General features: G+C 63.5%; 14 protein-coding genes. All 14 read right to left on the bottom strand.

Annotated elements, in window-relative coordinates; all coding sequences use genetic code 11:
- Positions 1-7 precede the first annotated feature (7 nt).
- Complete coding sequence (gene lpxC, locus AAIL66_RS18195) at positions 8-931, bottom strand: UDP-3-O-acyl-N-acetylglucosamine deacetylase (protein WP_034354325.1); 924 nt, start codon at positions 929-931, stop codon at positions 8-10.
- A gap of 247 nt (positions 932-1,178) precedes the next feature.
- Positions 1,179-2,372, bottom strand: a complete 1,194-nt coding sequence (gene ftsZ / locus AAIL66_RS18190; protein WP_003068965.1) for a cell division protein FtsZ — start codon at positions 2,370-2,372, stop codon at positions 1,179-1,181.
- Between the two features lie 146 nt (positions 2,373-2,518).
- Positions 2,519-3,748 carry a cell division protein FtsA gene (gene ftsA / locus AAIL66_RS18185; RefSeq protein ID WP_003051293.1) on the bottom strand — a complete coding sequence of 410 codons (1,230 nt, stop codon included), beginning with the start codon at positions 3,746-3,748 and terminating at the stop codon, positions 2,519-2,521.
- Positions 3,749-3,820: 72 nt separating this feature from the next.
- Positions 3,821-4,630, bottom strand: a complete 810-nt coding sequence (locus AAIL66_RS18180; protein ID WP_034354328.1) for a cell division protein FtsQ/DivIB — start codon at positions 4,628-4,630, stop codon at positions 3,821-3,823.
- A complete protein-coding gene (locus AAIL66_RS18175; protein WP_034393399.1) occupies positions 4,627-5,598 on the bottom strand; it encodes a D-alanine--D-alanine ligase in 972 nt (323 codons plus the stop codon). The genes AAIL66_RS18180 and AAIL66_RS18175 overlap by 4 nt, the downstream gene beginning before the upstream one ends.
- Positions 5,595-7,028: a UDP-N-acetylmuramate--L-alanine ligase gene (gene murC / locus AAIL66_RS18170; RefSeq protein ID WP_343497373.1), complete on the bottom strand. Its 1,434-nt coding sequence runs from the start codon at positions 7,026-7,028 to the stop codon at positions 5,595-5,597. The genes AAIL66_RS18175 and murC overlap by 4 nt, the downstream gene beginning before the upstream one ends.
- Entirely contained in the window at positions 7,025-8,110 is a 1,086-nt protein-coding gene (gene murG, locus AAIL66_RS18165) for an undecaprenyldiphospho-muramoylpentapeptide beta-N-acetylglucosaminyltransferase (protein WP_034354334.1), read from the bottom strand. Before murG ends, murC begins: the two co-directional genes overlap by 4 nt.
- The gene (gene ftsW, locus AAIL66_RS18160) at positions 8,107-9,378 is read right to left on the bottom strand and encodes a putative lipid II flippase FtsW (RefSeq protein ID WP_012839829.1); all 1,272 of its coding nucleotides are present in this window, start codon (positions 9,376-9,378) and stop codon (positions 8,107-8,109) included. The genes murG and ftsW overlap by 4 nt, the downstream gene beginning before the upstream one ends.
- Positions 9,375-11,279 (bottom strand): UDP-N-acetylmuramoyl-L-alanine--D-glutamate ligase, encoded by a 1,905-nt coding sequence (gene murD, locus AAIL66_RS18155; protein WP_343497372.1) that lies wholly within the window; start codon positions 11,277-11,279, stop codon positions 9,375-9,377. The genes ftsW and murD overlap by 4 nt, the downstream gene beginning before the upstream one ends.
- A gap of 5 nt (positions 11,280-11,284) precedes the next feature.
- Positions 11,285-12,463, bottom strand: coding sequence for a phospho-N-acetylmuramoyl-pentapeptide-transferase (gene mraY / locus AAIL66_RS18150; protein WP_012839831.1), 1,179 nt, complete (start codon positions 12,461-12,463; stop codon positions 11,285-11,287).
- Positions 12,454-13,881, bottom strand: a complete 1,428-nt coding sequence (murF, locus tag AAIL66_RS18145) for a UDP-N-acetylmuramoyl-tripeptide--D-alanyl-D-alanine ligase (protein ID WP_343497371.1) — start codon at positions 13,879-13,881, stop codon at positions 12,454-12,456. The genes mraY and murF overlap by 10 nt, the downstream gene beginning before the upstream one ends.
- Positions 13,878-15,383 (bottom strand): UDP-N-acetylmuramoyl-L-alanyl-D-glutamate--2,6-diaminopimelate ligase, encoded by a 1,506-nt coding sequence (locus AAIL66_RS18140; RefSeq protein WP_343497370.1) that lies wholly within the window; start codon positions 15,381-15,383, stop codon positions 13,878-13,880. The genes murF and AAIL66_RS18140 overlap by 4 nt, the downstream gene beginning before the upstream one ends.
- Positions 15,380-17,128, bottom strand: coding sequence for a penicillin-binding protein 2 (locus AAIL66_RS18135; RefSeq protein WP_003068995.1), 1,749 nt, complete (start codon positions 17,126-17,128; stop codon positions 15,380-15,382). Before AAIL66_RS18135 ends, AAIL66_RS18140 begins: the two co-directional genes overlap by 4 nt.
- A complete protein-coding gene (ftsL, locus tag AAIL66_RS18130; protein WP_003068998.1) occupies positions 17,125-17,406 on the bottom strand; it encodes a cell division protein FtsL in 282 nt (93 codons plus the stop codon). Before ftsL ends, AAIL66_RS18135 begins: the two co-directional genes overlap by 4 nt.

The following is a 17,406-nucleotide window of genomic DNA, read 5'->3' as shown; positions in this document are numbered from 1 at the left end:
GTCTCGCTCACCAGGCCTGAGCGGGCATGGCAAAGCCCTGAGGAGCCTGGCGCTCGCTCTCGAAGGTCACGAGCTCCCAGGTCTCGGGCTGCTCGGTCATTGCGCGCAGCAGCTTGTTGTTGAGGCCGTGACCCGAGCGAAAGGCGCTGTAGGCACCGAGAATGGGCTTGCCGATCAGGTACAGGTCGCCGATCGCGTCAAGGATCTTGTGCTTGGCAAACTCGTCGTCATAGCGCAGGCCGTCGCTGTTCAGGACCTTGTAGTCATCCATGACGATGGCGTTGTCCAGCCCGCCGCCCAGTGCCAGGCCATTGTTGCGCAGCATTTCCACATCCTTGGTGAAGCCGAAGGTGCGGGCGCGGGCGATGTCGCGTGTGTAGTTGTCCAGACCCATGTCGAACTCCACGCACTGCCCCGTGGAGTCCACGGCTGGGTGAGCGAAGTCGATCTCGAAGCGCAGCTTGAAGCCGTGGTAGGGATCGAAGCGCGCCCACTTGAGGTTCTGGCCTTCGCCCTCGCGCACCTCGATCGGGCTCTTGATGCGGATGAAGCGCTTGGGCGCTTTCTGCAACTCGATGCCGGCGCTTTGCAGCAGAAAAACGAACGAGGACGAAGAGCCATCGAGAATCGGCACTTCTTCGGCAGTGATGTCCACGTAGAGGTTGTCGATTCCCAGACCGGCGATGGCCGACATCAGGTGCTCTACCGTATGCACCTTGGCTCCGCCACTGCCGATGGTGGAAGCCATGCGCGTATCGGTCACTGCCTCGGCGGAAATGGGGATATCCACAGGCTCAGGCAAGTCCACGCGACGGAACACGATGCCGGTATCAGGCTGGGCAGGGCGCAGCGTCAACTCGACACGCTGGCCGCTGTGCAGGCCCACGCCTACGGCACGGGAAATGGTCTTGATGGTACGTTGCTGAAGCATGCTGGTATTTTAAATGGGACAACCCCGAGCCGGCTTACGCCGACCCAGGGTTGTCTTAATCGCTGCGATACAGCGAACTGATGGGCCATCAGTCCTTAACGAACCAAAGGCCTTTGCGGCTGACTCTCAAGCGCTGGCGCACTCGGAGGCAGAGACACCGAGGAAGGGCTGCCCCGCACCGAGGGTGTCGTCCCCCTCCGGCGCAAAGCGCCAGAGAGGGGGAAGCGGCAAAGCCGCTCAGGGGGAATTAATCAGCCTGCTTGCGCAGAAACGCCGGGATCTCCACATCGTCCATGCCGCCAGACGCCAGCGCGCTCACGCGCTCCGAAGCCTGGGTGCGGTTGGTGCGCCAGACGCTGGGCACATTGGTGTTGGCCGTGCCGTAGTCCATGCCGCCCAGGGGAGGCAGACCCACTGCCACGTTGTCGGTACCGGTACGCAGACCGCCCTGCACCACCTGGATGTTCTGGCGACGCACATTGGGACGCGACAGGCCGGTGGCCACCACGGTCACGCGGATTTCGTCGCCCAGCGAGTCATCGTAGGCAGCGCCGTAGATCACATGCGCATCGGGAGACGCATAGGCATTGATGGTGGACATGGCCAGACGCGACTCGGACAGCTTGAGGCTACCCTTGGCTGCAGTCACCAGCACCAGCACGCCCTTGGCGCCGGACAGATCGATGCCTTCCAGCAGCGGGCAGGCCACGGCCTGCTCGGCAGCGATACGGGCACGATCGGGACCGGCGGCCTTGGCCGTGCCCATCATGGCCTTGCCGGGCTCGCCCATCACGGTGCGCACGTCTTCGAAGTCGACGTTCACATGGCCGTACTCGTTGATGATTTCGGCAATGCCGCCCACGGCGTTCTTCAGAACGTCGTTGGCATGGGCAAAAGCCTCGTCCTGGGAGATATCGTCGCCCAGCACATCGAGCAGCTTTTCGTTGAGCACAACGATCAGCGAGTCCACATTCGCCTCCAACTCGGCCAGGCCGGCGTCAGCGTTCTGCATGCGGCGACCGCCTTCCCACTCGAAAGGCTTGGTCACCACACCCACCGTCAGAATGCCCATTTCCTTGGCCACTCGTGCGATCACAGGCGATGCACCGGTACCCGTACCACCACCCATGCCTGCCGTAATGAAGAGCATGTGCGCGCCTTCGATGGCAGCGCGAATATCTTCCACAGCAGCTTCCGCAGCATCGCGGCCCTTGTCGGGCTTGCTGCCGGCACCCAGGCCGCTGCCACCCAGATGGATGGTGCGGTGAGCGCGGCTGCGCAACAGAGCTTGAGCATCAGTATTGGCCGTAATGAATTCGACGCCCTGAACGCTGCGTTCAATCATGTGGTCGACGGCGTTGCCGCCGCCGCCGCCGACGCCGATCACCTTGATCTGCGTGCCTTGGTTGAATTCTTCGGTTTCAATCATGTCGATAGGCATGGTGGTGCTCCTGTTCTCTAGTGGTGGTTTGTCGCTGCTGTGGAAAAGAAATTTCGAACTCTTGAGGTCTTCGCGGTCTTCGTCGTCGATACCGCGAAAAATCCATCTGTGGTGGTCCGGTGATGAACATGCGATAAGTGCTCATATCAGAAGTTCCCCACGATGAAGTCTTTGAACCGGCCAAAAGCGGTCTTCATGGAACCGCTCTTCTGGGCCACCTTGTAGCCACGCAGACGTGCCAGACGTGCTTCATCGAGCAGGCCCATCACCGTGGCGGCACGGGGCTGGGCGACCATGTCGGCCAGCGCACCGGAATATTTGGGAAGCCCGCGGCGCACGGGCTTGAGGAAGATGTCTTCGCCCAGCTCGATCATCCCGGGCATGACGGCGCTGCCGCCCGTGAGCACGATGCCCGAGGACAGCACTTCTTCGTAGCCCGATTCGCGGATGACCTGCTGCACCAGCGAGAAGATCTCTTCCACGCGGGGCTCGATCACGCCGGCCAGGGCCTGCTTGCTGATCATGCGCGGGCTGCGGTCGCCCAGGCCCGGCACTTCGACCTGGGCATCGGGATCGGCCAGCAACTGCTTGGCATAGCCGCTCTCGACCTTGATGTCCTCGGCATCCTTGGTGGGAGTACGCAGGGCCATGGCGATGTCGCTGGTGATCAGGTCACCGGCAATCGGGATCACGGCCGTGTGGCGAATCGCACCGCCGGTGAAGATGGCCACATCAGTCGCACCCGCACCGATGTCCACCACGGCCACGCCCAGCTCGCGCTCGTCATCGGTCAGCACGGCCTGGGCCGACGCCAGCGGGTTGAGCAGCAACTGCTCGACTTCCAGGCCGCAGCGGCGCACGCATTTGATGATGTTCTCGGCCGCACTCTGGGCGCCGGTCACGATATGGATCTTGGCCTCAAGGCGAATGCCGCTCATGCCGATGGGCTCGCGCACCTCGTGGCCGTCAATGACGAACTCCTGCGCCTCGACCAGCAGCAGGCGCTGGTCGGACGAGATATTGATGGCCTTGGCGGTTTCCATCACGCGAGCCATATCGGTGGACGAGACTTCCTTGTCCTTGATGGCCACCATGCCGCTGGAATTCAGACCGCGGATATGACTGCCCGTAATGCCGGTACACACTCGCTGGATCTTGCAATCCGCCATCAGCTCGGCCTCTTTGAGCGCCTGCTGGATGCTTTGCACGGTCGCATCGATATTCACGACCACGCCGCGCTTCAAGCCGTTGCTGGGGGCTACGCCCAGGCCCGCCAGCTTGAGCTCGCCATTGGACATGACCTCGGCCACCACCGCCATGACCTTGGCCGTGCCGATATCCAGCCCAACAATCACATCCTTGTATTCTCTTGCCATATCAGCTTCCGCCCCCGGTAGGTTCTGTCTTGTCTTTGTGTGCGCCTTGCATGTCTGCTCCCCTGCTCCTGCTCATCGTCTGGCCCTGGCAGCAGCTGCCGGCGCGGAGGTTCCAGTGGTCACGCCCTTGAGTCGCAAGGCATAGCCGTCTTCGTAACGCAGGTCTGCAGACTCCAGTGCCGCAGCCGAGCGCTTGTATTGAGAGGTGATCTGAGGCAGCGTGCGCACAAAGCGCTGCACGCGCTGCAATATGTCTTCGGTCGTGCCGCCGCCCAGTTCCAGCAGCGCATCGTTGTCCAGCACCAGCGTCCAACTGCCACGCGCATCCAGAGTCAGGCTGTCCAGCGCCACATCGAGCGGCTTCAAGGCCGGCTCCAGCGCTCGATACATCTGCAGAACACGCGGTGCCGAGCCCTCGGGGCCTTGCAGACGCGGCAGACCTTCGCGATCCAGTTCGCCCAGATTGGCTTCAAACACTTCGCCGGCCTTGTTGACCAGACCGGTACCGGTCTCAGCCCCCCAGAAGGCTTCGGCCACATGCTCCTTGAGCGCAACGCGCAAGCCGTTCGGATATTCGCGGCGCACCTGCGCCTCCTGCACCCAGGGCACTTGCTCGAATGCATGCTGGGCCGCCTTCAGGTCCACCGTGAAGAAGTTGCCTTTGAGCACTGGCGCCACATTGGCGCGCAGCGTCACGGCGTTGTTATGCACCAGCTCGCCTTCCACCACGATGCGACCGATATTGAAGGCCGGAGTTCGCATCAACCACCACCCCACGGCCATCACGCACGCCGTCAAGCAGCCCATGAACATCACCGTGGCAGTGATGTTCATGAGCTTGACGTCGAACGGGACGACGGCTGTGGGCTGGTTGCGGTTCATGGCTGCTCCGCTTCTCCATCCAGCGTGCTCATGGCCAGGATGCCAAGGCACAGGTTTTCGTAGCTCACGCCGGAAGCGCGCGCAGCCATGGGGACGAGAGAATGCCCCGTCATGCCTGGAGAGGTATTGATCTCCAGCAAGAAAGGCTTGCGGTCGCTGGCGCGAATCATGATGTCGGCACGCGCCCAGCCACGGCAGCCCAGCGTGCGGAAGGCTTTTTCCACGATGCGCTGGATTTCAGCCTCTTCCGCAGCCGGCAGGCCGCTCGGGCAGTGGTACTGCGTGGTGTCCGTGAAGTACTTGTTCTGATAGTCGTAGTTGCCCTCGGGCGCCACGATGCGAATCACCGGCAATGCGCCAGCCTTGGCACCCGTGCCCAGCACGGGGCAGGTGGTTTCATCACCGGCAATGAACTGCTCGCACAGCACTTCTGCGTCGTACTGGGCCGCCAGCTCGTAGGCCTTGGCGCATTCGTCGGCATTCATCACCTTGGTCAGGCCGATGCTGGAGCCGTCGCGTGCGGGCTTGACGATCATGGGAGCGCCCAGGGCTTCCAGTGCGGCGCGGGTTTCAGCGGCCGAGGCGACCATGCGCCAGTCCGGCGTGGGCAGGCCTTCAAAGCGCCAGATGCGCTTGGTCATGATCTTGTCCATGGCGATGCTGGAAGCCATCACGCCCGAACCCGTATAGGGGATGTCCAGCAACTCCAGTGCACCCTGCACCGTGCCGTCCTCACCGTAGCGGCCGTGCAGCGCGATGAAGCAGCGGTCAAAGCCTTGCACCTTGAGCTGTTCCAGCCCCTGTTCGGCAGGGTCGAACTTGTGGGCATCGACACCCTTGGACTGCAGTGCGGCCAGCACACCAGCGCCGGACATCAGCGAGACCTCGCGCTCGGACGAGCGACCGCCCATGAGCACGGCGACCTTGCCCAGTGCCTTCACGTCGATATTTGTACCAAACATGCTCATTGCGCGCTCCCTGCGGGCGCGGCCAGCTCTTGTTTCTGAAGCATTTCAACCAATTTCCCAGGCACGGCGCCAATCGATCCGGCCCCCATGCACAGCAATACATCGCCCGCTTGCGCATTGGCAGCGATGGCTGCCGGCATATCGGCAATGCTTTCCACAAATACAGGCTCGACCTTGCCGGCCACACGCAAGGCGCGAGCCAGGGATCGACCGTCGGCAGCCACGATGGGTGCCTCGCCCGCGGCATAGACCTCGGCCAGCAGCACCGAGTCGGCGCTGCCGATGACCTTCACAAAGTCCTCGAAACAGTCGCGTGTGCGGCTGTAGCGGTGTGGCTGGAAGGCCAGCACCAGGCGCTGCCCCGGGAAGGCACCGCGTGCCGCAGCCAGCGTGGCTGCCATTTCCACGGGGTGATGACCGTAGTCGTCGATGACGGTGAACGTGCCGCCATTGGCAGCCGGCAGTTCGCCATAGCGCTGGAAACGCCGTCCCACGCCCTTGAAGCCTTCCAAGGCGCGCAGCAGCGCCTCGTCGGAAATCTCGAGCTCCATGGCCACCGCCACGGCAGACAGGGCGTTGAGCACGTTGTGCTCGCCGGGCAGGCTCAGCACAACCTCCAGATCGGGGTAGCTCTGGCCGTTCTGGCGGCGCACGGTAAAGCGCATGCGACCGGCTTCGGCACGCACGTTCACGGCGCGCACCTGGGCATCTTCGGCAAAGCCGTAGGTCGTGACCGGACGCGCCAGCTTGGGCAGGATCTCGCGCACGGCAGGGCTGTCGACGCAGAGGATGGCGCGCCCGTAAAACGGCATGCGATGCAGGAAATCGACAAAGGCCTGCTTGAGGCGTCCGAAGTCATGACCGTAGGTTTCCATGTGATCGGCGTCGATATTGGTAACGACGGCCATCACAGGCAGCAGGTTCAGGAAGGAGGCATCGGACTCATCGGCCTCGACCACGATGTAGTCGCCCTGACCCAGCTTGGCATTCGCGCCGGCGCTATTGAGCTTGCCGCCGATCACGAAGGTGGGGTCCAGACCGGCTTCGGCCAGCACACTGGTCACCAGGCTGGTGGTGGTAGTCTTGCCGTGCGCGCCAGCAATGGCGATGCCCTGCTTGAAACGCATCAGCTCGGCGAGCATCAGCGCACGGGGAACCACAGGAATCTTTTTCTCGCGCGCAGCCAGGACCTCGGGGTTGTCGCCCTGCACGGCCGTGGATGTCACCACGGCATCGCTGCCAACAACGTTCTCGGCCGCGTGACCGACAAAGGTCTTGATGCCCAGGCCCGCCAGGCGGCGCAGCGTGGCGCTGTCGGCCAGATCCGAGCCTGAAATGGCGTAACCCAGGTTGTGCAGAACCTCTGCAATACCGCTCATGCCGGCGCCGCCAATACCGACAAAGTGAATGTGATGAATGGCGTGTTTCATGCTGCCAACTCCTCACAAGCGGCGACCACCTTCGCGGTGGCATCAGTCTTTTGCATTTTCTTCGCGAGTTCAGCGCGCTCCAACAGCGTCGCACGCTGCATATTTTGTAGCATTTCCGCCAACCCTTGGGCGCTCAAAGTACTTTGCGGCTGTAACCAACCGCCACCGGCATCCACCAGGAAGCGCGCATTGCTGGTCTGGTGGTCATCCACCGCAGCAGGGAAGGGCACATAGACCGCTGCCGCCCCTACAGCGGCGATCTCGGTCACGGTGCTGGCACCGGCACGGCAGACGACGAGATCGGCATCCGCAAAAGCCTTGGCCGTGTCATCGATGAAGGGAGTCAGCTCGGCCTGTACGCCTGCAGCCTGATAGTTGGCACGCAACGCATCGATCTGGGCCGTACCGCTCTGGTGCAGCACCACGGGGCGCTGATCGGCAGGCATCAGGGCCAGAGCCTGGGGCACGATCTCATTGAGCGCCCTGGCTCCCAGGCTGCCGCCCACCACCAGCAGCTTGAGCGGGCCGCTGCGGCCGGCAAAGCGCTGGGCGGGCTCGGCCTGCTCCAGGAAAGCCTGACGCAGCGGATTGCCCACCCATTCGCCCTTGGCAAATACCTTGGGGAAAGCCGTGAACACTCGCTTGGCCACCTTGGCCACGACCTTGTTGGCCATGCCGGCCACGGAGTTCTGCTCGTGCAGCACCACGGGCACGCCCGAAGCCGCAGCCATCAGGCCACCGGGCACGGTGAGGTACCCACCCAGGCCGATGACCACATCGGGCTGCACGCGCTTCATCACGGCACGCGCCTGCGAGAAGGCCTTCGCCAGCCTGAACGGCAGTTGCACCAGGGTCTTGAGCCCCTTGCCGCGCACGCCGCCAAATTCGATCAGCTCCAGTGCAAAGCCCTGGGGCGGCACGATGCGCGACTCCATGGAGCCGGGCGCTCCCAGCCAGTGCACATTCCAGCCGCGCGCACGCAACTCCTGTGCCACGGCCAGACCGGGGAAGATATGACCGCCGGTACCACCGGCCATCACCAGTGCCGTGCGCGGCTTGCTTGGCTTGATGAGCAGGCTCATGCGTGGCCTCCCTTCATCAGCAGCTTGTTTTCGTAATCGACTCTGAGCACCACAGCTATCGCAATCAAATTCATCAAAATGGCCGAACCGCCAAAACTCATTAACGGCAGAGTCAGGCCTTTGGTTGGCAAGGCGCCCAGATTCACACCCATGTTGATAAAGGCCTGGAAGCCCATCCAGATCGCCACGCCCTCGGCCACCAGCCCGGCAAAGACACGGTCCAGCGCGATGGCCTGACGGCCGATCAGCATGATGCGGCGGGTCAGCCAGAAGAAGACGGCAGCAATCAGCAGCAGGCCGACCAGACCAAATTCTTCGCCGATCACGGCCAGCAGGAAGTCGGTATGCGCTTCGGGCAGCCAGTGCAACTTTTCCACGCTGCGGCCCAGGCCCACGCCAAAGATCTCGCCCCGTCCGATGGCAATCAGCGCATGCGAGAGCTGGTAGCCCTTGCCCAGCGCATGCTTCTCATCCCAGGGATCAAGGTAGGCAAAAATACGTTCGCGGCGCCACTCCGAGGTGGCGATGATCATGCCGAAGGCCAGCACCACCAGCAGTGCGATGATGAAGAACATGCGCGCATTCACGCCGCCCAGGAACAGAATGCCCATGGAGATCACGACGATCACCATGAAAGCCCCCATGTCTGGCTCGGCCAGCAGCAGCACGCCCACCACGACCACGGCCAGACCCATGGGCAGCACGGCGCGGAAGAAGCGCTCCTTGACCTCCATCTTGCGCACCATGTAGTCGGCCGCGTAGATCAGGATGGAGAACTTGGCCAGCTCGGAAGGCTGGAAGTTCATGATGCCCAGCGACAGCCAGCGCCGCGCGCCGTTGACCACCGTGCCCACATGCGGGATCAGCACCGCCACCAGCAACACAATGGAGATCAGAAACAGCTTGCGCGCCACCTTCTCCCAGACATTCATGGGCACCTGGAAGGCCAGCAGCGCGGCCACAAAGGCCATGCCTATCGACATGGTGTGGCGCAGCAGAAAGTGATAGGGCTCGATCTTGCCGAAGCGCGGGTTGTCGGGCATCGCAATCGATGCCGAATACACCATGACCAGACTCCAGGACAGCAAGGCGATGACGACCCAGATCAATGCCTGATCCAGCCCCAGTACGCTGGCCGGAGTACGGGTGGGACGGTCGTACAGCGGCCCGCCTACGCGCACAGGCAGCACGTCGATGGGCCTTTCCTCTGCGCTGCGGAACCACGAGCGCATGCGGCCGGAGAGGCTGGTCAGGAAGGCGGCTGTCATGCGCCGTCCTCCAGTTGCTGGCCGGCTTCAAGCGCCAGCTCGCGCACCGCTTCCACAAACTGGTGGGCGCGGTCCGCATAGTCCTTGAACATGTCCATGCTCGCGCAGGCCGGCGAGAGCAGCACCGCATCATTGGCATGGGCCAGACGCGCGGCCTGCTGCACGGCGTCCTGCATGCTTGCGGCATCGACCAGGGTCACGCCTGTGTCGCCAAGCGCCTCGCGAATCAGCGGCGCATCCTGGCCGATCAGCACGGCCGCGCGCACATAGCGCGAGACGGGAGCGGCCAGCGGCGTAAAGTCCTGGCCCTTGCCCAGACCTCCCAGAATCACCACGATGCGGTGGTCCGGCCCCAGGCCCATAAGGGCCGCCACGGTGGCGCCCACATTCGTGCCCTTGCTGTCATCAAAGTATTCGACATCGCCCACCCGGCCCACGGGCTGCACACGGTGCGGCTCGCCCCGGTATTCGCGCAGGCCGTAGAGCAACGGTGCCAGCGTGCATCCTGCACCGGTCGCCAGCGCCAGGGCCGACAGCGCATTGATGGCGTTGTGGCGGCCGCGGATGCGCAGCGCATCGGCGGGCATCAGGCGCACGATGTGCAGATCGTCGGCGTTCTTGCCCTTGCTGGTTTCGTCGGCCTCATGGGCGCGCACCAGCCAGGTCATGCCGTTGACCACCTCCAGACCGAAGTCTCCGGGGCGGCGCGGCATGTCGCCGCCAAAGCTGACATGGGCACGCTGGAAAGTCTTGCCGCGCTTGCCGGGCACCGCCACGGGCGCTGGCAGCATGGCCATGACGACGGGGTCTTCGCGATTGAGGACCATCAGAGCCTGCTCGCCAAAGACATGGGCCTTGGCATCGGCATAGGCCTGCATGCCACCATGCCAGTCCAGATGGTCCTGGGTGATATTGAGCACCGTGGCTGCCGTGGGCTCGAAGCCGCGGCAGTCGTCGAGCTGGAAGCTGGACAGCTCCAGCACCCAGGCCTGAGGCAGAGTCTCTTCATCGATGCGAGCGGACAGGGTGTCGAGCAGCGAAGGACCGATATTGCCGGCCACGCCCACGCTCAATCCGCCATGCTCCAGCAGCTGACCGGTCAGCGAGGTGACCGTGGTCTTGCCGTTGGTGCCGGTGATGCCCAGCACCTTGGGCGCATAGCCATGGGCTTCGCGCAGGCCCTTGAGCGCAAAGGCAAACAGATCCAGTTCGCCGCCCGTGGGCAGGCCGATGCTGCGTGCGGCATCGAAGACCGGGGCAACGCTGGCCGGGCTCAGGCCCGGCGAACGATAGACGGAACTCAGGCTCTGGCCATCGACCAGAGCAGCCGTGAATGCGCCGGCAACAAAGCGCACGCCGGGCAGTTCGGCCTGCAGCGCAGGCAGATAGGGCGGGGCTTCGCGCGTATCGGCCACCGTGACCTCGGCACCGGCACGCACGCACCAGCGTGCCATGGCGATGCCCGAGATGCCCAGACCCAGAATCAGCACGCGCTGGCCTTGCAGGTGCTGGGCCGCGCCTTGCGGCCAGTGCACGGGGACAGGTGGCAGCTCCACCACTGCTTCCAGCTCGACTTCGGGCTGCGACTCGACCTCGGTCACTTCGGCATCGGCCGCATCGGAGATGCTGGGGTCGGCAAAAATCTGTGCCACGAAGGCGGCCGCATCCCTGGCTGCCGTCAAGGTGGAGATATCGGGCACCGGCTCGGCGTCCAGCGTCTTGGCGATGATGGCAGGCGATTCTATTTCAGGAGCTTCTAGCGCTTGCTCCTGAACCATTTCAGACATATTTTCATCTGAAATGCTTTGCAGATCAGCGATAGGCGCTTGCGTTTGCATAGCATCCACAACCGCATCCGGCTGCAGAACCTGATCATCGAGCTTGAGGTCTTCGTCTTGCATGGCGACTACCTCAGCTTCAGGGTGGACAGGCCCAGCAGGCACAGCAGCATGGTGATGATCCAGAAGCGGATCACGACCTGGGTCTCCTTCCAGCCGCTTTTCTCGAAGTGATGGTGCAGCGGTGCCATCTTCAGCAGACGGCGGCCCTCGCCATAGCGCTTCTTGGTGTACTTGAAGTAAGTCACCTGCAGCATCACCGAGATGGCTTCCGCCACAAAGATGCCGCCCATCACGGCCAGCACGATTTCCTGGCGCACGATCACGGCAATCGTTCCCAGAGCAGCGCCCAGCGCCAGCGCGCCCACGTCACCCATGAAGACCTGGGCGGGATGTGCGTTGAACCAGAGAAAAGCCAGACCGGCACCCGCCATGGCGCCGCAGAACACCATCAGCTCGCCCGTGCCGGGGATGCTGGGAAACAGCAGGTAGCGCGCATAGGTGGCGTTGCCGGTCACATAGGCGAAGATGCCCAGGGCCGTGCCGACCATGATGACGGGCATGATGGCCAGGCCATCGAGGCCGTCGGTCAGGTTCACGGCATTGCTGGCGCCCACGATGACCAGATAGGTCATGACGATGAAGCCCAGCACGCCCAGCGGATAGCTGACTTCCTTGAAAAAGGGCACCATCAGGCCGGCCTTGGGCGGCAGATCCATGGAAAAGCCCGACTGCACCCAGGAGATGAACAGCGCGAAGACCTCGGCGTTGCTGTTCTCGGAGATGCAGAACACCAGATACAGGGCGGCCAGCAGACCGATGACGGACTGCCAGAAATATTTCTCGCCCGAGCGCATGCCCTCGGGGTCCTTGTTGACGACCTTGCGCCAGTCGTCCACCCAGCCAATCGCGCCAAAGCCCAGCGTGACCAGCAGCACGATCCAGACAAAGCGGTTGGACAGGTCGAACCACAGCAGGGTGGATACGGCAATCGAGAACAGAATCAGCACGCCGCCCATGGTCGGCGTGCCGCTCTTGACCAGATGGGTCTCCATGGCATAGCCGCGCACGGGCTGGCCGATCTTGAGCGCGGTCAGCATGCGGATGGCCTTGGGACCTATCCACAGGCCGATCAGCAAGGCGGTGACGGCGGCCAGCACGGCGCGCAGCGTCAGGTACTGGAAGACGCGCAGAAAGCCGAACTCCGGCGAGATACCCTGCAGCCATTGAGCCAGCATCAGCAGCATGCGGCCTCCTCGCAGTTGCCCTGCTTCTTGTCTGCACAGGCCTCAATGCTCTGCACCACTTGCTCCATCTTCATGAACCGCGAACCCTTGACCAACACGCTACCTACCTTGGGTAAAACTGCGCACACCGCCTGCTGAAGGGCGGACATGCTATCAAAATGCCTAGCTCCGCTGCCAAAGGCAGAGGCCGCAAACGCGCTCTGGTCACCCAGAGCAAAGAAATGGGCAATACCTGCCTGCTGCGCCAGCGCGCCGGCCTCGGCATGGAACTGCGGGCCGTCATCGCCCACCTCCCCCATGTCGCCCAGCACCAGCAACTGCGGTGCGGGCAGCTCGGCCAGCACGGCAATGGCGGCGGCCACCGAGTCGGGGTTGGCGTTATAGCTGTCATCGACCACCGTGACGCCCTGACCATTGATCTGCACGGCCAGCGCGCGCGAGCGGCCCGTCACAGGCTCGAAGCCGGAGAGTCCCTGTGCAATGGCAGGCAAAGGCACACCGGCGGCATGGGCGCTGGCAGCCGCAGCCAGTGCGTTACGCACGTTGTGGCGGCCGGCAATATGCAGCTGCACGGCTGCCACGCCTTGCGGGGTGTTCAGCGCAAAACTCCAGGCTCCGTTGGCCCAGACCACATCGCTGGCAAAAACCTGAGCCCCATCAGCGGCCTCGCCAAACATCAGGCTGGGGCGGCCAGCGCTCAGCTCGGTCCACAGCGGCGTGTATTCATCTCCGGCAGGGAAGATGGCCACGCCGTCCTTGGGCAAAAAGCGCAGCACCGATCCGTTCTCGCGCGCCACCGCCTCCACCGTGCCCATGAACTCCTGGTGTTCACGCTGGGCGTTGTTGACCAGGGCCACCGTGGGCTGACCGATGGCAGCCAGCTCGGCAATCTCGCCGGGGTGGTTCATGCCCATCTCCAGCACCGCAATGCGATGCGCGTCCGTCATGCGCAGCAGGTTCAGCGGCATGCCTATGGAGTTGTTGAAATTGCCGCGCGTGGCCAGTGCTGCCTCGCCCTGCCCGCCCACATGCGCGCGCAGAATGGACGCGATCATTTGCGTGACCGTGGTCTTGCCATTGCTGCCGGTCACGGCAATCAAGGGCAGATCGAACTGCGCACGCCATGCTCGTGCCAACGCGCCCAGTGCCAGCAACGTATCCGGCACTTCGATGCCGGCCATGCCTGCAGCCTCCAGCCCATGGCTGGCAATGGCCGCCACAGCACCGGCGGCCTGTGCCTGAGGCAGAAAATCATGGGCGTCAAAACGCTCGCCCTTCAGGGCCACGAACAAGTCCCCGTTCTGCAACGTGCGCGTATCGGTGTGCACGCGTGTCAGCTCCAGCTGGCCGTTGCCGACCAGACGGGCTTGGGGGATATGCGTCTGGATCAGCTCCAGCGCTTTTGCCAGGGTCATCATGACCGAATCTTTCCTTCGCGGGCTGCGAGCGCCTTCTGCGCCTCAGCCATGTCGGAGAACGGATGGCGCACGCCCTTCGTCTCCTGATAGTCCTCATGTCCCTTGCCGGCAATCAGCACCACGTCGCGCGCATCGGCACGGGCAATGGCTTGGGCAATGGCCGCCGCGCGGTCGGCCTGAACATGCAATGCCTCGCCCACCTGCATGCCGGCCAGGATCTGGTCGATGATGCTTTCGGGCACTTCACTGCGCGGGTTGTCGCTGGTGACGAAAACGCCGTCGGCATGCGCCTGGGCGGCCTGCCCCATCAGCGGACGCTTGCTGTTGTCCCGGTCGCCGCCGCAGCCGAACACACACCACAGCTTGCCCTGGCGCTGCCGCGCGGCGGGCTGCAGCGCGCGCAAGGCTTTTTCCAGCGCATCGGGCGTATGGGCATAGTCCACGGCCACCAGAGGCTGACCGGGCTTGACGATCTGCTGCATGCGACCGGGCACGGGCTCCAGATCGGCGCAGGCCTGTACGGCCTGCTCCAGCGTCAGGCCCAGGCAGCGCAGGGTGGCCAGCACCCCGAGCAGATTGGAGACGTTGTACTGACCGACCAGACGCGTATTCATGCGCAGGCTGTGACCGGCTTCCAGCACGGTAAAGCTCAGACCCTCGTCGCCCAGACCGATGTCCTTGGCCTGCAGGCGAGCCGATCCCTGGATGGAGACGCTCCACACATCCATGGCGCGGCCTTGCAGCCTGGCCCAGAGCCTGGCGCCATGCGCATCGTCAATATTGACCACGGCGGCCGGCAGGCCGGGCCAGTCGAACAGTTGGGCCTTGGCCTGCCAGTAGGCATCCATGCTGCCGTGGTAGTCCAGGTGGTCCTGCGTGAAATTGGTGAACAATGCCACGCGAATCTTGCTGCCGTCCAGACGGTGCTCGACGATGCCGATGGACGATGCCTCGATGGCACAGGCGGCAAGACCCTGGTCGGCGTAGCTGCGGAACGCGCGCTGCAGCAACACCGGGTCCGGCGTGGTCATGCCTGTCGACTCCAATGCAGGCGGCACGCCCACACCCAGGGTGCCCACCAGCGCACAGCCGGTGCGTGTGTTCAGCGTCACTTTCGAGAGCGCATGCGCCAGCCACCAGGCTGTGGTGGTCTTGCCGTTGGTGCCGGTCACGGCCAGCACGTCGAGCTCGCCACTGGGATGTGCAAACCATTGGTCGGCAATCAGTCCCGTCGCGGCCTTCAGGCCCTTGAGAGCTGCAATGCTGTCGCCGCTCAGATCGAAGGCCTGCAGACCGTCGGCCTCCACCAGCACGGCGGCGGCGCCCTGCTCCAGAGCCTTGCCCACATAGGCTCGGCCATCAGTGGCAGCACCGGGCCAGGCGACAAAGGCATCGCCGGCCTTGACCTTGCGGCTATCGGTCTGCAGGTCACCCTGCACGCGGCTGCGCAGCCAGGCAACGGCCTCGGCTGCATTGTTCAGGATTTGAATGGGGGTGCTCATAGCACAGGCTCCTCAGCGGGTGCAGCCACGATCTGAGGCTTGACTTCCTTGTCGGGCTGAACGCCCATGAAACGCAATGTCTGCTGGACCACGTCCGCAAACACCGGGCCGGCCACCGTGCCACCGTAGTAGGAACCTGCCGTCGGCTCGTCCACCATCACGGCCACGATGATGCGCGGCTTGTCGATGGGAGCAATGCCCGTGAACCAGGCCCGGTACTTGCCAGCGGCATAGCTCTTGCCCACCTGCTTGCGGGCAGTGCCCGACTTGCCGCCGATGGTGTAGCCCTCGGCCTGGGCCTTCTGGCCGGTACCGCCTGGGCCTGCAGCAAGACGCAGCATGTGCAGCACCGCCTCGGCGTTTTCCTTGGAGATCACACGCACGCCCACCGGAGGCTCGTTCGTTTTCAGAATCGTCGAGGGAATGACATTGCCGTCGTTGGAGAACACGGTGTAGGAACGTGCCATCTGGAACAGCGAGGCCGACAGGCCATAGCCATAGGACATGGTGGCCTGCTCGATAGGCTTCCAGGTCTTCCAGGCACGCAGACGACCCGAGACCGCGCCCGGGAATTGAATCTGCGGCTTCTGGCCGAAGCCCAGCGCACTGAAGTACTCCCACATTTCCTGAGGCGAGAGCTTTTGCGCCACCTTGGTCGCGCCCACGTTGCTGGACTTCTGGATCACGCCCTCCACCGTCAGCGCGCCGTAGTTGTGCGTATCGGTGATGGTGGAGCCCGTCACCGTGTAGCGGCCGGGTGCGGTATCGATGATGGTGCTCGGCTTGACACGCTTGAGCTCCAGGGCTGCGGCCACTGTGATGGGTTTCATGGTCGAACCCGGCTCGAAGGTATCGGTCAGCGCGCGGTTGCGCAGCTGCTCGCCCGTCAGATTCTTGCGATGCCCCGGGTCGTAGCTCGGATAGTTCGCCAGGGCCAGCAGCTCGCCGGTGTGCGCATCCATCACCACCACGCTGCCTGCCTTGGCCTTGAAGGTCTCGACCTGCTGCTTGAGTTTCTGGTAGGCGTAGTACTGGACCTTGCTGTCGATGGACAACTGAATATCTTGCCCATCCTGCGGCGGCACTTCATCGCCCACGCCCTCCACCACGCGGCCCAGACGATCCTTGATCACACGACGCGAGCCAGCCTTGCCGGCTAGTTCCTTGTCGAACGCCAGCTCCATGCCTTCCTGACCATGGTCTTCCACATTGGTGAAGCCCACGATATGCGCCGCAGACTCCCCTTCGGGATACTGGCGCTTGTATTCCTTGCGGTTGTAGATGCCCTTGATATTGAGCGCCACGATCTTCTGGCCCACATCCCAGTCCAGCTGACGCTTTACCCAGACAAAGGTCTTGTCCTCGACATCCAGCTTCTCCATCAGGGAGCGCAGCGGCATGTCCATGAGGCGCGCCACTTCCTTGAGCTTTTGCTGGACCTCAGGGTCCTTCAGATCCACGTCCTCGGGAATGGCCCAGATACTGGCCGCCGGCACGCTGGACGCAAGAATCAGGCCATTGCGATCCAGCAAACGGCCACGGTTGGCCGGCAGCTCCAGAGTACGCGCAAAGCGCACCAGGCCCTGACGCTTGAAGAAGTCGTTGCCGAAGACCTGCACATAGGCTGCACGCGCGCCCAGGCCCACAAAACCCAGCGCCAGCGCAGCCACGATGAACTTGCTGCGCCACAGCGGTGTTTTCGAAGCCAGCAAAGGGCTGGTGGTATAGAGCACGCTGCGTGTCATTGCGCAGTTCCTGCAGCCGTTTCATGCACGTACTGCGTAATGGCCTGAGAAGCCTGCTTCATCTGCAGCTTTTCGCGCGCCAAGGTCTCGATGCGCTGAGGCGCGGCCTGGGCACGCTTTTCCACCTGCAGGCGCAGTTGATCCGTCGCCAGCCGACGCGCCTCTGCCTCGGCGCGGTCCAGCTCGGTGAACAGACGACGCGACTCATACTGGGTATGCACCAGAAAGATGGCGCTGGTCATGACCGCCAGCAGCAGCAGCAGGTTTATGCGCAGCAT

Origin of the sequence: Comamonas sp. F1-6 (genome assembly GCF_039581415.1) — a bacterium.
Taxonomy (GTDB): domain Bacteria; phylum Pseudomonadota; class Gammaproteobacteria; order Burkholderiales; family Burkholderiaceae_C; genus Comamonas; species Comamonas thiooxydans.
This window is presented reverse-complemented; position numbering and strand designations above follow the sequence as displayed.

What these genes read in the sequence shown, in the direction of transcription:
- lpxC (WP_034354325.1), bottom strand. Translation starts at nt 931, where the DNA reads ATGCTTCAGCAACGTACCATCAAGACCATTTCCCGTGCCGTAGGCGTG.
- ftsZ (WP_003068965.1), bottom strand. Translation starts at nt 2,372, where the DNA reads ATGCCTATCGACATGATTGAAACCGAAGAATTCAACCAAGGCACGCAG.
- ftsA (WP_003051293.1), bottom strand. Translation starts at nt 3,748, where the DNA reads ATGGCAAGAGAATACAAGGATGTGATTGTTGGGCTGGATATCGGCACG.
- AAIL66_RS18180 (WP_034354328.1), bottom strand. Translation starts at nt 4,630, where the DNA reads ATGAACCGCAACCAGCCCACAGCCGTCGTCCCGTTCGACGTCAAGCTC.
- AAIL66_RS18175 (WP_034393399.1), bottom strand. Translation starts at nt 5,598, where the DNA reads ATGAGCATGTTTGGTACAAATATCGACGTGAAGGCACTGGGCAAGGTC.
- murC (WP_343497373.1), bottom strand. Translation starts at nt 7,028, where the DNA reads ATGAAACACGCCATTCATCACATTCACTTTGTCGGTATTGGCGGCGCC.
- murG (WP_034354334.1), bottom strand. Translation starts at nt 8,110, where the DNA reads ATGAGCCTGCTCATCAAGCCAAGCAAGCCGCGCACGGCACTGGTGATG.
- ftsW (WP_012839829.1), bottom strand. Translation starts at nt 9,378, where the DNA reads ATGACAGCCGCCTTCCTGACCAGCCTCTCCGGCCGCATGCGCTCGTGG.
- murD (WP_343497372.1), bottom strand. Translation starts at nt 11,279, where the DNA reads ATGCAAGACGAAGACCTCAAGCTCGATGATCAGGTTCTGCAGCCGGAT.
- mraY (WP_012839831.1), bottom strand. Translation starts at nt 12,463, where the DNA reads ATGCTGCTGATGCTGGCTCAATGGCTGCAGGGTATCTCGCCGGAGTTC.
- murF (WP_343497371.1), bottom strand. Translation starts at nt 13,881, where the DNA reads ATGATGACCCTGGCAAAAGCGCTGGAGCTGATCCAGACGCATATCCCC.
- AAIL66_RS18140 (WP_343497370.1), bottom strand. Translation starts at nt 15,383, where the DNA reads ATGAGCACCCCCATTCAAATCCTGAACAATGCAGCCGAGGCCGTTGCC.
- AAIL66_RS18135 (WP_003068995.1), bottom strand. Translation starts at nt 17,128, where the DNA reads ATGACACGCAGCGTGCTCTATACCACCAGCCCTTTGCTGGCTTCGAAA.
- ftsL (WP_003068998.1), bottom strand. Translation starts at nt 17,406, where the DNA reads ATGCTGCGCATAAACCTGCTGCTGCTGCTGGCGGTCATGACCAGCGCC.